General features: G+C 66.9%; 6 protein-coding genes. 3 read left to right on the top strand and 3 right to left on the bottom strand.

Annotated features, from left to right (window positions below; genetic code table 11):
* Positions 1-133: 133 nt before the first annotated feature.
* The 3 genes from RMR04_RS26225 to RMR04_RS26215 all read left to right on the top strand — a co-directional run bounded on the left by RMR04_RS26225 (position 134) and on the right by RMR04_RS26215 (position 2,825).
* On the top strand, positions 134-826 hold the full coding sequence (locus RMR04_RS26225; RefSeq protein WP_311911440.1) for a glutathione S-transferase family protein: 693 nt from the start codon (positions 134-136) through the stop codon (positions 824-826).
* 83 nt (positions 827-909) lie between these two features.
* On the top strand, positions 910-1,962 hold the full coding sequence (gene queG, locus RMR04_RS26220; protein WP_410492292.1) for a tRNA epoxyqueuosine(34) reductase QueG: 1,053 nt from the start codon (positions 910-912) through the stop codon (positions 1,960-1,962).
* Positions 1,959-2,825 (top strand): SDR family oxidoreductase, encoded by an 867-nt coding sequence (locus tag RMR04_RS26215; protein ID WP_311911437.1) that lies wholly within the window; start codon positions 1,959-1,961, stop codon positions 2,823-2,825. Before queG ends, RMR04_RS26215 begins: the two co-directional genes overlap by 4 nt.
* A gap of 181 nt (positions 2,826-3,006) precedes the next feature.
* On the opposite strand, the gene RMR04_RS26210 is transcribed toward RMR04_RS26215, so the two are convergent.
* The 3 genes from RMR04_RS26210 to RMR04_RS26200 all read right to left on the bottom strand — a co-directional run bounded on the left by RMR04_RS26210 (position 3,007) and on the right by RMR04_RS26200 (position 14,021).
* Positions 3,007-3,933, bottom strand: a complete 927-nt coding sequence (locus RMR04_RS26210; RefSeq protein WP_311911436.1) for a l-ornithine N(alpha)-acyltransferase — start codon at positions 3,931-3,933, stop codon at positions 3,007-3,009.
* Between the two features lie 102 nt (positions 3,934-4,035).
* Positions 4,036-6,129 carry an ATP-binding protein gene (locus RMR04_RS26205; protein ID WP_311911434.1) on the bottom strand — a complete coding sequence of 698 codons (2,094 nt, stop codon included), beginning with the start codon at positions 6,127-6,129 and terminating at the stop codon, positions 4,036-4,038.
* 164 nt (positions 6,130-6,293) lie between these two features.
* On the bottom strand, positions 6,294-14,021 hold the full coding sequence (locus tag RMR04_RS26200; RefSeq protein ID WP_410492291.1) for a YDG domain-containing protein: 7,728 nt from the start codon (positions 14,019-14,021) through the stop codon (positions 6,294-6,296).
* Positions 14,022-14,329: the final 308 nt, after the last annotated feature.

Below are 14,329 nucleotides of genomic sequence, written 5' to 3'. Positions count from 1 at the left end.
CAAATCGAGGCACTGCACACCCTGCGGGTTGTGACCTTCGTGGCCTGGGACTATAGCAAGCGCCTGGCGCATGGCTGCGCCCCGCCTTTCCGCTGGCCCTGCTTCGGCCGCATCTCGCTGTTTCATGAGTGCCATGGCGACCCTTTTTCATTATCCGCTATGTCCGCATTCGCGCTTCATCCGGCTGGTTCTCGGCGAGTTCGGCATGGAGGCCGAGCTGGTCGAGGAGCGCGTCTGGGAGCGGCGGCGCGAGTTCCTTGAACTGAACACCGCCGGCACCACGCCGGTTTTCCGCGAGGAGAACGGGCTTGCCGTTCCCGGCGCCGGCGTCATTGCCGAATATTTGGACGAGACGCGCGGTCTGGCGCTGGCCGAACGCCGCCTCCTGCCGGAAGGGCCGGGCGAGCGCGTCGAGGTGCGCCGGCTGCTCGACTGGTTCAACCTGAAGTTCGATGCCGAGATCACCGCTCCGCTCGTGCTGGAAAAGGTGATGAAGCGATTCATGAGCCGCGACGAGGGCGGCGGGCCGCCCGACATGAGCGCGATCCGCGCGGCGCGCGCCAATGTGCGCTATCATCTGCGCTACATCGCCTGGCTCACCGCCAAGCGGAACTGGCTTGCCGGGGCCGAACTGAGCTATGCCGATCTCGCCGCGGCGGCGCATCTCTCCTGCGTCGACTATCTCGGCGACGTGCCCTGGGATGAGGATGAGGCCGCGCGCGCATGGTATGCGAGGATCAAGTCCCGCCCGAGCTTCCGGCCGCTGCTGGCCGACCGGATTCCGGGCATGGCTCCGAGCGCGCATTACGACAATCTGGATTTTTGAAGGGCGAGCGCCTGAAGCGGGCAGTCGTCGAGCGCGCCCGGGCCGAGGGTTTCGCCGTCATCCGCATCGCTTCGGCAGAGGCCATCCCGCAGGTTTCCGAACGTCTCCAGGCCTGGCTCGAGGCCGGCCATCATGGCGAGATGGGCTGGATGGCGGAGCGCGTGACTGAGCGCGCCGCGCCGCGAAAGCTCTGGAGCGAGGCGCGTCGCGTCGTGATGCTCGGCATGAGCTATGCGCCCGATAGCGACCCGCTCGCCATCCTGGGCCAGCCTGACAAGGCCGCGATCTCGCTCTATGCGCGGCGGCGCGACTATCACGACGTCATCAAGGGCAAGCTGAAAAGCGTCGCCGGCCTGCTCGCGGCGAAGGGCGGGGCGGACGTCAAGGTCTTCGTCGATACCGCTCCTGTGATGGAAAAGCCGCTCGCCGAGGCCGCCGGCCTCGGCTGGCAGGGCAAGCACACCGTGCTGGTCTCGCGCGAGCACGGCTCCTGGCTCTTCCTCGGAGCGATCTACACCACGGCCGAATTGCCGCTGGACGCGCCCGAGAGCGACCATTGCGGCTCCTGCCGGCGCTGCCTCGACATCTGCCCGACCGACGCCTTCCCCGCGCCCTATCAGCTCGATGCGCGCCGCTGCATCGCCTATCTCACCATCGAGCATCAAGGCCATATCGATGCGGCGCTGCGCCCCGGCATCGGCAACCGCGTCTTCGGCTGCGATGATTGCCTGGCCGTCTGCCCCTGGAACAAATTCGCCGCCGCAGCCCAGGAAACCCGGCTCGCGCTCAATGATGGCCTCGACGCGCCGTCCTTGGCCGATCTCGCGGCGCTGGACGATGCCGCTTTCCGCACGCTCTTCGCCGGCACGCCGGTGAAGCGCACGGGTCGCGACCGCTTTATTCGCAACGTTCTGATCGCGATCGGCAACAGCAACCGGCCCGAGCTTGCTGCCAGCGCCGAGGCCCTGGTCGCTGATGCCTCGCCTTTGGTACGTGCCATGGCCGCTTGGGCGCTGATCAGGCTCGCGCCAGTGCGAGCCGGGCACCTCGCCGCTCATGCCCTCGCAGGCGAAGCCGATGCGGATGTCCGCAAGGAATGGCTCGCCCTCCCATCCCAGCCGGAATGCATTGCATGAAGCTCGTCATCATCGGCCTCGGCTATACCGCCGGTTTTTTCGCGCGTGCTGCGTTGGCTGGGGGCTTCGAGGTCACCGGCACGGTGCGCTCGGCCGACAAGGCGGGAGCGCTCAGCCGCGCCGGCATTCCGACCCTGGTCTTCGACGGTTTTGCAGTGTCGTCGCGGCTGGCCAAAGCCGTCATGGAGGCCGATGCCGTGCTGGTCTCGGCGCAGCCAGGCGAGGACGGCGATCCGGCGCTCGCCTGCCTCTCCAGTCAGCTTGCGGCCGCGCCCGATCTGCGCTGGATCGGCTATCTCTCGACCATCGGCGTCTATGGCAATCACGACGGCGCCTGGATCGACGAAACAGCCGAATGCCGGCCCACCAATGCGCGCTCGACGCTGCGGCTCACGATCGACAAGGCCTGGCTCGCCTTCGGGGAGAAAACCGGAAAGCCTGTGCAGATTTTCCGCCTCGCCGGCATTTACGGCCCCGGCCGCAACGGCATCGTCAATCTGCGCGCGGGCACGGCGCGGCGCCTGGTCAAGCCCGGCCAGGTCTTCAACCGCATCCATGCGCAGGATATCGCCGGCGTGCTGCTGGCCTCGCTCGAACAGCCGCGCAACGGCGCCGTCTACAACGTTACCGATGACGAGCCTGCCCCGCCGCAGGATGTGGTGAGCTTCGCCGCCGGGCTGATCGGCATCGAGCCGCCGCCCGAGACCCCGTTCGATCCAGCGCAGCTGACGCCCATGGCGGCGAGCTTCTATGGCGAGAACAAGCGCGTCTCGAACGCGCTGATGAAGCGGGAACTCGGTTACGCGCTCCGCTATCCGACCTATCGCGAGGCCCTACGGGCGCTGGCGCAGGCAGGGGAATAGGCTCGCAAACCTCCGCTGTCATTCCGGGGCCTATGGCCCGCCCGGAATGACGCAGCGGTTCATCCGCGATCCCAGAGCATTTTCGAGCGAAGTGGACACAGGTTCGCGTGAAGAAAATGCGATAAAACAAGGAGGTAGAGCATTCCGCGATTCGGAGAAACGCGGAATGCTCTAAAGGCCCTCAAGCCGCGTAGCGCTGGCCCTCGTCACCGTAATAATCGAGATAGCGCTGGTCGATCGCGGCCACGGGCAGGATCACCAGCACGTCGGTCGTGCCGAACTGCCGGTCGACCACCGCGCCCGTGCCGAAACGGGCGCCCAGCCGGAGATAGGCCTTGATCAGCGGCGGCATCTGTTTCAGCGCCTGCTTGGCATCGAGTGCCTCCACCGGGAGCCGGTTCATCGCCACGCTGCGGTCGGGCCGGGCAATGGCGCCCCATTCGCCTTCGGAGCGGGCATGGTGGTGCAGGAAGCTCAGCGGCAGCGCCAATGCGTCGGGATCGGTGCTGTCGAAGCTGGCGCAGCCGAACATCGCGTCGATCCGATGGTGGCGGACATAGGCCCAGATGCCGTGCCAGAGCAGTTCGACCGTCTTCTTGGTGCGATAGGGCTTGAGCACGCAGGAGCGGCCGAGCTCGAGGAAGCGCGCGGATGGGTGGCGCGCGAGCAGCGGCTGCAGGTCGAATTCCCCTTGCGTGTAGAAGCCGCCGAAGCGCGTCGCCGCGCCTTGCCGCATCAAGCGATAGGTGCCGACGACCTTGGGCTTGATGCCGCCGAAGCGCCCGCGCGCGGCATGGTCGATGACCAGGAGATGATCGCAAGCCCCGTCGAAACGGTCGGCGTCGCGGCGGAACATCCGTGACACGACATCGGGCTTGGCCGACATCTCCTGATAGAACACGCGGTAGCGCAGCCGTTGTGCCCGCCAGATCTCGCGCGGGCCTCGCGCCAGTCTGACCTCGAGCGAGCCGGAACGGCCGAGCGAGCCAGAAAGCGGGTCGAACTCGCCCGGGCGGCCGCTGAGCTTGCGCAGCCGCGCCAGGAACGGATGTCCGGCCGGCAATTGATTTGCCGGCTGATCGTGGCCGCGAAAGACCTCAAATGCCATCGCTCTTCTTGCCCCCTGCGCCGCTGATGCTGGCGATGGGAACGCTAGCGCCGACGGTTTAACAGGATCGCGACAGAACTGCGTCAGCGTTATGACGCCGTCTCAAGCGCTCAAAGTCAACATCAGGCGGCCTTCGACATGGTCGAGCCAGCGTTTCAGCGCGGCGCGGTCGAGAGGCTTAGCCAGGCAATCATCCATGCCGGCGGCCCGCGCGGCGCTGCGATCTGCGGCGGAGACATTGGCGGAGACGGCGATCAGCGGCAGCTTTGCGCCGGCTTTCGCCTCGGCCTCCATGGTGCGGATGATGCGCGCGGCCGAGAGTCCGTCGAGCTCCGGCATGCGAATATCCAGCAGGACAAGGTCGAGCGCTGCCGCCTCGCCCTTCAGGCTGGCCGCGACATGGCTGATGGCCTCGCGCCCGTTGCGGGCCCAGATCGCGGCGCAGCCGAGCCGCTCCAGCGTCCGCGTCGCCAGCAAGGCGTTGATCTCGTTGTCTTCGGCGACGAGCACGGTGAGCCGCGGCGCGACCGGGAGCGCGGGAGAGGGCGCCTCCTGACGCGAATCGGGCAGGAGCACGGCCGCTTCCGGCCGCGGCGAAAGGCGCTCATAGAGCGAGCGCGCCCGCACCGGCTTCATCAGGAAACCGGTGAAGCCCTGCTCGCGTGGCACGCCGAATTGCCGCCGCTCGGTCGGGGAGAGCATGATCAGTCGTTCACCCGGCCCGGCCTCGCGCGCTGCTTCCGCCAGAATGCGCGCGGCCTCCGGGCCGATCGACTGGTCGATCAGGATAGCGTCGGGGGCCGCGCCTTGCCGCAGCAGGGCGAGCGCTCTGTCGGGTCCGGTTGCCAGCATGGCCGTGGCGCCCGTGGTCGCGATCGTGTCCGCCAGGAAGCGCCCGGCGAAGGGGGCGGCGCAGACGACCAGCACGCGCCGCCCTTGCCAGTCCGGCGGGGCCAGGATGGTGCCGGCCTCGGCTACCTCAAGCGGCAGGCGGACGCGGAAGAGCGCGCCTTCGCCAGGCCGGCTCTCGACGCCGACCTCGCCGCCCATCAACGAGACCAGTTGGCGCACGATCGCAAGGCCGAGTCCCGTGCCTTCATGGCTACGCGTGGCGGTGTTGTCCGCCTGTTCGAACTCGTCGAAAATCGCCTGCAGCCGGTCTTGCGGGATGCCCGGCCCGGTGTCGGAGACGGTGATCTCGATCATCTCCCCGGCGGCGCGGTCGAGGCGGATGCCGACGCCGCCATGCTCGGTGAACTTGATTGCATTGCCGACGAGGTTGAGCAGGATTTGGCGCAGCCGATCGCGGTCGCCGACCAGGCGGCTGGGCAGGTCGGGTGCGAGATAGGTCGCGATGTCGAGGCCTTTCGCCTGGGCGCGCGGCGCCATCAATTCGCCGACAGTCTCGACCAGCGGGCCCAGATCGAAGGGCGCTACGGATAATTCGAGCTTGCCGGCCTCGACCTTGGCGACGTCGAGGATGTCGTCGACGAGCGAGAGCAGCGCCTCGCCCGAAGTGCGCAGCGCACCGACATAGGTGGTCTGCTCGGGGTCGAGGCGCGTGTCGCCGAGCAGATCGGCCATGCCGAGGATGCCGTTGAGCGGCGTGCGGAATTCGTGGCTGACGGTCGCAAGGAAGCGCGATTTCGCCTCGCTGGCGCTCTCGGCCCGGGCGCGAGCCTCGACCAGTTCCTGCTCGCCGGCGATGCGGGCGGTGATGTCGCGGCCGACGCGCTGCAGCACGGTCTTGCCGAGCGCGACCGGCACGACGGTCTCGACCCAGGAGATCCAGCGCTCGCCTTCGAGCGTCGCCAAACTCTCGTCGAAGACACGGGCGCCGTCGCCCAGCGCGAGTGCCGGCCGGCAGGCGATGCGCCTCGGCTGCGCCTGGCTGCCGATGACCTCGGCCTCGCTCAAGCCGAGCAGGGAGGCATAGCCGGCATTGGCGTAGACGATCCGGTCGCCGTCGCGGCGCACGATCAGGTCGCCCTGCGCCTCGATCAGGCTGCGATAGCGCTCCTCGCTATCGGCCAGCGCCCAGAGCCGGTCGTTCAGTGTCTCGATGTCATGGGCGAGTTCGGTGGCCTGGCGCACGATGCGGTCGCGCTGCCGCGCCAGCTTGAGCGCGAACAGGATTGCCAGGATCGCCGTTGCGACCGCTATCCAGAATGCCAGCGATGAGGACAGGAAAACCATGTCCCCTGCATATCATCGCCCTATTGAGAAAGAGTTGGCTGGACCGTCGAAGTTTAGCGATCCAATGGCATGAAACATTAACCCTGCGGGTGTTCCGGAGATCGTCGCGTGCCGGAAACGCGATGCAGGACCGCGTCGTTCGAGCTCGGAAACAAAAAACCTTGTCACTGTGCGGCGCAGACGGAGGTCCCGTCCGGTCTTTCGACGCGGGTCCCGCCGCCTGAGGTGCAGCTCTGTATGGCGGGAGGTGTTCCTCCTCCGGCCTGGGTTGACTGGCCGGGCTGGTCGGTCGAGAGGGCTTGGGTGGCTCCGGGCGCGTTGAGGAACAGGTTGACCGGGTTGCTCGCCTGGGTGGCGGGCGCCGCTGTGGACGGAGTGGTCCCGGTGTCCAGGCCGTTGATCGCGCCGGTGCCGCCGAGGTTGGCCCCGGCGACGAAGCGGGTCAGCTGCAGCGGCGGAATCGGGCTGAAGGTTTGCTCGGCTGAAGGCGCGATGAGCGGCGCGGCCGTCTCGGCAACGATGGGCTGCGCCGGAGCTGGCGTGATGGTCAGCGTCGCGCCGCGATAGCTCAGCACATAGTTCGCCGACAATGCGAGCGTGCCTTGCAAGATCTGCGGGCCGCCAGCGCGCTCGCCGGCTTCGCGGTTCAATGCGCCCGAGAAGGCGTCGCCATTGACGAGCGAGCCCGCCGATATCTGGAACGTCAAGGTCGGATCGGGTTGACCCTCGACTTTGCTTTTTGCATCGGCTGCTGCGGTGACCTGGCGTGGCGTGATCGTGAAAGCCATGGCGTTGCCAACGGACTGCACGAAGGAATAATTGCCGCTGACGGCGCTGAGGCCCGCGCCTGTGACGGCGTAGCTGCCGACATTGTTCGCGGCGGTCGCGGTCGTTGAGAAGCTCGCCGTGCCGGTGGTGGCCGAGGCCAGCGACTCGCCGCCGACGAAGCCCATGACCGTGCCAGACAGCGCCGGGTTGGCGTCGCCATAGACGCGGCTGGCCGGCGTGGCGACATAGGTCAGCTGTGCAGGCGTGATCGAAGCGGCAAGCGTCGGCAGGGTGAGCGTATAGTTGCTCGCCGGGTTGAAGCCCTCGACGAAGCCGGTCGAGACCAGCGCAAGCCCGCTTAGCGTCACGGCCTTGGCAGCACCCGCGTTCTTGTCGCCGAAGGCGCCCGAAGCGACGCCTGCCAGCGCGATGTTGTCGCCGGCATAGACGGTGCCGGACAGCTGCGCCGCGCCGAGTAGGGTCGCCAGAGTCGTGGCGTCATAGATCTTGGTCGCGGCGCTAAGCCCGGTGATCGTCAGCGGCGCCGGGGTGATTGCGCCGATCAGCCCGGAGGCCCCGGTGGGCAAGCTGTAGTTCGACAGATCCGTACCGGCATTGGCGGCAAAGCTGGCCTTGTTCAGCGTGGCGCCGACGAATTTGCCCGTGCCGACATTGGCGTTGTTGTAGCTGCCCAAGGTCTGCGTGATGCTGGCGCCCTGGCCGGCGACGAAGCCACCGAGCTGATAGTTCTCAGGCGCCAGCACCGCCGCCAGTGTCCTGTCGTAGACCTTCGTCGTCGCACCGATGAGATTTGCGGTCAGGGCGCGCGGCGTGATCGAGAAGGCGAGGGCGTTGCCGGCATCCTGTGCGAAGCTGTAATTGCCGTTGTTTGCCGTCAGCCCCGCGCCAGCGATGGCGTAGCTGCCGACATTGTCGGCGGCCGTCGCGGCGGTCGAGAAGCTCGCCGTACCAGTGGTGGCCGAGGTCAGGGTCTCGCCGCCGACGAACCCCGTCACCGTGCCCGACAGCGCTGGGTTGGCGTTGCCGTAGACGCGACTGGCCGGCGTCGCGACATAGGTCAACGGTGCAGGCGTGATCGCTCCGATGAAGCCCGATGCACTCGTGGGCAGGGCGTAGTTCGCGAGTTGCGTCTTGCCGATAGCTGCAAAGTCGCCCGCAGACAGCACCGCCTTCACGGCAAGCCCAGATCCGACATTGCTGCCGGCATAGGTTCCGGCAGTCTGGGCGACATCGGCGCCCTCGCCTGCAACGAAGCCGACGAGCTGGTAGTTGCCGCCTGCCAGCGTCGCGGCGTTGGTCGCGTCGTAAATCTTGGTGATCGAGCCGACCAGGGCGGCAGTGATCTGGCGCTGCGTGATCGAGAAGGCGGCAGCGTTGCCGGGCGCCTGGACGAAGACGTAGTTGCCGTTGACGGCGCTGAGGCCCGCGCCAGTGATCGCATAAAGGCCGACATTGTCGGTCGCCGCCGCTCCGGCCGAGAAGCCTGCGGTACCGGTGGTGGCCGAGCCTTGCGTCTCGCCGCCGACGAACCCTGTCACCGTGCCTGACAGCGCCGGGTTGGCGTCGCCATAGGCGCGGCTCGCCAGGTTGGCGACGTAGATCAGCGTCGCTGGCGTGATGGTGCCGATCATGCCCGCGGCCGAAGTCGGCAAGGCGTAGTTCGAGAGTTTCGTGCCAGCCGTCGCGGAGAAATCGTCGGCCGCGAGCGTTGCGGTGACGCCGATGGCGGAGCCGACATTCTTGTCGGTATAGGCACCCGTGGTCTTCGTCACGCCGGCGCCCTGGCCTGCGACGAAGCCGCTGAGCTGGTAATTGCCCGCCGAGAGCGTCGCTTCGGTCGTCGCGTCGTAGACCTTGCCGGTCGAGCCGATCAGGGTGGCGGTGAGCTGGCGCTGTGTGATCGAGAAGGCGGCGGCGTTGCCGAGCGCCTGGACGAAGACGTAGTTGCCGTTGACGGCGCTGAGGCCCGCGCCGGTGATCGCATAAAGGCCGACATTGTCGGTCGCCGCCGCTCCAGCCGAGAAGCCTGCGGTTCCGGTCGTGGCCGAGGCCAGGCCCTCGCCGCCGACGAACCCTGTCACCGTGCCTGACAGCGCCGGGTTGGCGTCGCCATAGGCGCGGCTCGCCAGGTTGGCGACGTAGATCAGCGTCGCTGGCGTGATCGTGCCGATCATGCCCGCGGCCGAAGTCGGCAAGGCGTAGTTCGAGAGCTTCGTGCCAGCCGTCGCGGAGAAATCATCGGCGGCGAGCGTTGCGGTGACGCCGAGGCCGGAGCCGACATTCTTGCCGGCATAGGTGCCGGTGGCCTTCGTCACGCCGGCGCCCTGGCCTGCGACGAAGCCGCTGAGCTGGTAGTTGTCGCCCGAGAGTGTCGCTTCGGTCGTCGTATCGTAGATCTTGGTGATCGAGCCGATCAGGGAGGCGGTGAGCTGGCGCTGCGTGATCGAGAAGGCGGCGATGTTGCCGGGCGCCTGGGAGAATACATAGTTGCCGTTGACGGCGCTGAGGCCCGCGCCGGTGACGGCGTAGTTGCTGACATCGTTTGCGGCGTTTGCCGTCGTCGAGAAGCTCGCGGTCCCGGTGGTGGCCGAGGCCAGGGTCTCGCCGCCGACGAACCCTGTCACCGTGCCTGACAGCGCCGGGTTGGTGTCGCCATAGACGCGGCTTGCAAGGTTGGCGACGTAGATCAGCGTCGCGGGCGTGATCGCTCCGATCGCGCCCGTGGCTGAAGTCGGCAGAGTGTAATTCGACAGCTGCGTGCCGCTGCCGGCGGTGAAATTTCCCGCGGCGAGCGTCGCGGTGACGCCGAGACCGGAACCGACATTCTTACCGGCATAGACGGCGGTCGTCTGATTCACGCTGATGCTTTCGCCGGCGACCACGCCGCCGAGCTGGTAGTTGCCTGCCGAAAGTGTCGCGGCATTGGTCGAATCATAGGCCTTGCTGGTCGATCCTGTCAGCGTCGCGGTGAGCGGGCGCGGCGTGATCGACCCGATTGCGCCGCTGACATCGGCGACGGTGTAGTTGCTGTTGCTGCTCGTCAGGCCGGTGACGGTGACGGTCTTGCCGCTGCCGACGTCCTTGGTGCTGTAGGTCGCGACCGCTGAGGTCAGCACCAGGGTCGGGGTCGCGTCGGCCGCGATCTTGCCGGTGAGCGCGTTGAAGTTGGCGCTCGTCACGGTCGCGGTGTTTTCGCCGTCATAGACCTTGGTGGTGGTCGATTTCAGCGAAGTGGTCAGGACCTTTGGCAGGACCGTGCCGATGGCGCCGCTCAGGCTCGAGGCGATGGTGTAGTTGCTGGCGTCCGCGCCCGACAGGACGATGCCGCCGACCGTCACCGTCTTTCCGGTGCCGGCGTTGAAGTTATCGTAAGTGCCGCTCGTCGGCTTGTTGATGGCGACGCTGTCGCCGGCGAAAACGCCGTTCAGCGCGGCATAGTTCGCCGTCGTCAGGGTGGCGGTGGTGGTGCGGTCATAGGTCTTGCTGACAGTGCCGGTGAGGCTTCCGGTCAGGGTCGCCTGGGTGATCGTTCCGATCGAACCCGACAGCGTCGAAGACAGCACGTAGTTGGACGCGTTGGCTCCGGTCAGCGTCAGGCCTGTCACCGTCACGATCTTGCCGGTTCCGGCATTCTTGTCGGAGTAGGTTCCGCTCGTCGGCAGGCTGGCGAGCGAAACGGCATCGCCGTTCACGATATTGCCGAGCGCGCTGTAGTTTCCGGACGTCAGCGTCGCCGTCGCGGTTGCGTCATAGGTCTTGCCGACCGATCCGGTCAGCGAGAGGGTGAGCTGGCGCGGCGTGATCGCGACCGTGCCGTTGTTGTAGACGAAGCGATAGGCGACGCCGTTGCCGCTGACCGCGCTCGCGCCGCTGGCGGTGGCGGTATAGCTCTGCCCGACCTGCGGATTTGCCGGCGCGTTGGTGGTGACCACGAGCCCGGTGATCACCGAGGTCGCATCGCCGTTCTGCAAAGCATTGAACGTCGGCGTGATCGCGTCGCCGTACTGGAAGCTGCCGGCGGCATTGACGCGCACGACATAGGAGACGCCGTAAAGCTGCGGATCATAACCCGCGGCGGGCGGCGACCAGATGTTGGCGAAGTCGAAGCCGGCGAAATTGGTTGCCTGGTTTGCGGCGTCGCGGAACTGGGCGCTCGTGCGCCCGGCAGAACCGGTCGAGGCGCCTTGGCCGGTCGCGCCGAGACCCGAGGTCGAGGTGTTCCAGTAGACATTGCTCAGCGTGCCGCTGTTCAAGCCCGCGACGCCGCCGACAATCAACCCTGAGACGCTGTTGTCGGCATAGGCGCGCGTCACCACGCTTCCCGTGTCGATCTGACCGACGAGTCCGCCGGTATAGAGCCTGCCCTGAACCGCCGAGGTCGTGTAGGAATCGGTGATTCTCGCCCCGCCCATGAGGCCGCCGACAAGTCCGCCGATCGCGCTCGCATTGGCCGCGTTGACCGAGCCGGTCGAGTAGGACTGCGTGACCGAGCCGCCATTGGCATAGCCGACCAGACCGCCGGTATAATAGGGATTGGTGGTGGCGTAGGATCCGGTGTTGGTCACGGTTGCGCTCGCGTAGCTGCGCGTGACGCTGCCGCCCTGAAGCTCGCCGATCAAACCACCGACGCTGTTGTAGACGCCCGTCACCGAGCCGGTGGCGTAGGAATCCGTCACGCTGCCATAGGAAGAGCCGACGAGGCCGCCGATTTGCTGGTAGCCGGTCACCGCGCCGCTCGCGCGCGAAAGCGTGATGCTGCCGCTGTTGGCGCCGACGAGGCCGCCCGCGACGAAGGTGAAATTCGTGCTGTCCGAGCCATTCGATCCCGTCACCGCGCCGCTGGCCGAGGATTTCGTGATCGAGCCGATATTGTAGCCGACGAGCCCGCCGAGCGTCAGGCCCTTGCTCGTCACCGCCACGCTCGAGGTGACGTTGCTGACCGTGCCCTGGTTGAGGCCGGCAAGCGCGCCGAGGGACACGCCGCTTTGGGCGTAGGAGCCGCCCGTGACGGTGCCGCCAACCAGCTTGAGATCGCGGACCGAGCCCGACGTCTCGATGGTATCGATCAGGCCCTGGCCGTTGGAGTAGCTGCCGGCGACGAAGCCGACGGTGAGCCCGTTGATCGTGCGGTTATTGCCGTTGAAGTCGTTGCCGAGGCTCTGGATCGCGACGAAGCCCTTGCCGCCGTTCCAGTTCGCCGTAACGCCGGCGTCGATATCGTTGGCGAGCGCGAAGTTGCGGCCGAACACGCCGACGCCTTGCAGCCCGTATATGTCGGCGACCTGGTAAGCCGTCGCAATCGAGAGCCCGTCGCCGCCGGTAACGCGCAGGAATGTCGCGCCATTGCTGGTGTTGACGCTGAAGTTGCTGGCGGCGCTGAAGGCCGGCAGCGTGGCGTTGTTTTGGCTCCAGGCGCCTTTCGTCAGGGTGAAGCTGCCGACCGAAATGGCGCCGCCGCTGCCGGTCGTGATTGTCGTATTGGCCGACAGCACCAGGCCGCCATTGGCACCGGTGATGGCGTTGTTGATGACGATGCCGCCTTGCGCGGTAAGCGTCAGCGTCTTGTTCGAACTCCAGGTGATGTCGGCGTTGACGGTGATCAGGCCCGTGCCGCCGCTACCCGAGGAATTCGTCAGCACGGTCACATTGGCCGTGGCCAGGTTGCTGATGATGGTCGAGGCCTTGAGGTTGGAGACGCCGTTGCTGCTCGCCGTCAGCGTGATCGTCGAGCTGCCGGAACTCGAGACGTTGTCGGTTCCCGAGGCCGTGATGGTCAGGTCGCGCGGATCGAGCAGCAGCGTGCCGAACGCGCCCCGGCTGGCGGAGAGTTCGGCGGTTCCGTCATAGCCTAGCCAGCCCTTGGATGAGACTTCGGCAAAGCCGCCATCGCCGCCATTGGGCCCGCCCTTGGCGGAGATATGCCCGTCGAAGACCGTCGCGACGTCTGACCAGACGATGACCTTGCCGCCATTGCCGGCGTCGGTCGCGTCGGCCTTCAGCGTCGAGGCTGCGTCGATGGTGACCGTGTCGGCGTGCTGGAGCCTGCCCGTACCCTGATAGTCGCCGCCGATGCGGATGGCACCGCCGCGCGTCTTGCCGGAGACGTCGACATGCGCCGAGGCGAGGCCGATGGTCTTGGCCGTCACCGTGACCTTGCCGCCCCCGGCACTCGCGCTGGACGCGTCGAGCCGCCCCGACAACGCGACCTCGCGACCCTTGATCCGGATCGTGCCGCCGTCGCCATTGCGCGCGGTGGCCGCGACCTTGCCGGAGACGGCGACCGAGCCGCCCTTGCCGCCCGACAGCACGATCGAGCCCGCTCCCTGGTCCGCGCCGAAGACCAGACCGTCCTTCGTAGCCCTGGCGCTCGATGCGGAGATCGTGCCGGAGACGTTGATCGCTGCGCGCGCCACGTCCGCCGTCGTCGCGGCTTTGAGCTCGACGCGTCCACCGCTCGCCCTGATCTTACCGGAGTTCCTGATCAGCGCCTCGACCTTGTCGATGTCGCCCGACGGCACGCTGACCGAGAGAAACCCGTCGCCCTGCAGGTCGAGCGAGACGCGCTCGCCGGCGCCCAGGCCGACCTTGCCGCCGGACGCGCTGATCGAGCCTTCGTTCGAGACGGTGCCGCCGATCAGCGCGACGAAACCGCCCCGGCCGGTCGTGGCGATCTTGCCCTGGTTGAGCACGCCTTTGCTTGAGCCCGAACCGGTGAACGTGTTCCGGCCGGCATTGAAGTCGGCATCGGACATGCCGAGCGTCGAGGCGACGAAGGCGGAGGTCTTGACGCTGCCGCTCGGCGTGATCACCACGCCATTGGGATTGACCAGGTAGACCTGACCGTTGGCACGGATATCGCCGGCGATGGTCGAGGTCGTGTTGCCGGTGACCCGGTTCAGCGTCGCCGCAGCGGCCGAGGGCTGCCGGTATGTCACCTGCCCTCCTTGCCCGACCGAATAGCTCTGCCAGTTGATCACGCCGCGATCGGTGGTCTGCTGCACATTCAGTCGGCCGCCGCTTCCACCCGAGATCGCAATCCCGCCTGACGCGACCGAACCGCCCGCTGGCAGTGCCTGCGAGGCGGCGGGAGACGCAACCGCCATGCTCGCCCAGGCGAGTGCGAGAAGCGAGGGTCCCGATAGCCGTGAGAGGGTTGCGGAGCGCGGCAGGGCCCCATGAATGGCGGAGGCGTCTTGTCGAGCGTGGGCTGCAGCGCGGATGGTCATGGTCAACTCGTCGACGTTTACTCTTCGTTAGCTTTTAGCATTTTGGAAAAAGCGTCGAAACTGCATAGTGTTACGTTAACCATCCATGTCGTGGCGCCGCTGTAGACTGTTGTTCACAATGCTGGCGACTGATGTTGCATCTCGGCCACGAGGCGGGCACGAGACTATTCGGGATGATGCATTAC

Source organism: Bosea sp. 685 (assembly GCF_031884435.1).
In the GTDB taxonomy this organism is placed as follows: domain Bacteria; phylum Pseudomonadota; class Alphaproteobacteria; order Rhizobiales; family Beijerinckiaceae; genus Allobosea.
The sequence above is the reverse complement of the archived record's forward strand: the minus strand, read 5'-3'. Positions and strand labels throughout refer to the sequence as shown.

Excerpts from the sequence above, each read along its gene's own strand:
- RMR04_RS26225 (WP_311911440.1), top strand. The coding sequence starts at position 134 with ATGGCGACCCTTTTTCATTATCCGCTATGTCCGCATTCGCGCTTCATC.
- RMR04_RS26215 (WP_311911437.1), top strand. The coding sequence starts at position 1,959 with ATGAAGCTCGTCATCATCGGCCTCGGCTATACCGCCGGTTTTTTCGCG.
- RMR04_RS26210 (WP_311911436.1), bottom strand. The coding sequence starts at position 3,933 with ATGGCATTTGAGGTCTTTCGCGGCCACGATCAGCCGGCAAATCAATTG.
- RMR04_RS26205 (WP_311911434.1), bottom strand. The coding sequence starts at position 6,129 with ATGGTTTTCCTGTCCTCATCGCTGGCATTCTGGATAGCGGTCGCAACG.
- RMR04_RS26200 (WP_410492291.1), bottom strand. The coding sequence starts at position 14,021 with ATGGCGGTTGCGTCTCCCGCCGCCTCGCAGGCACTGCCAGCGGGCGGT.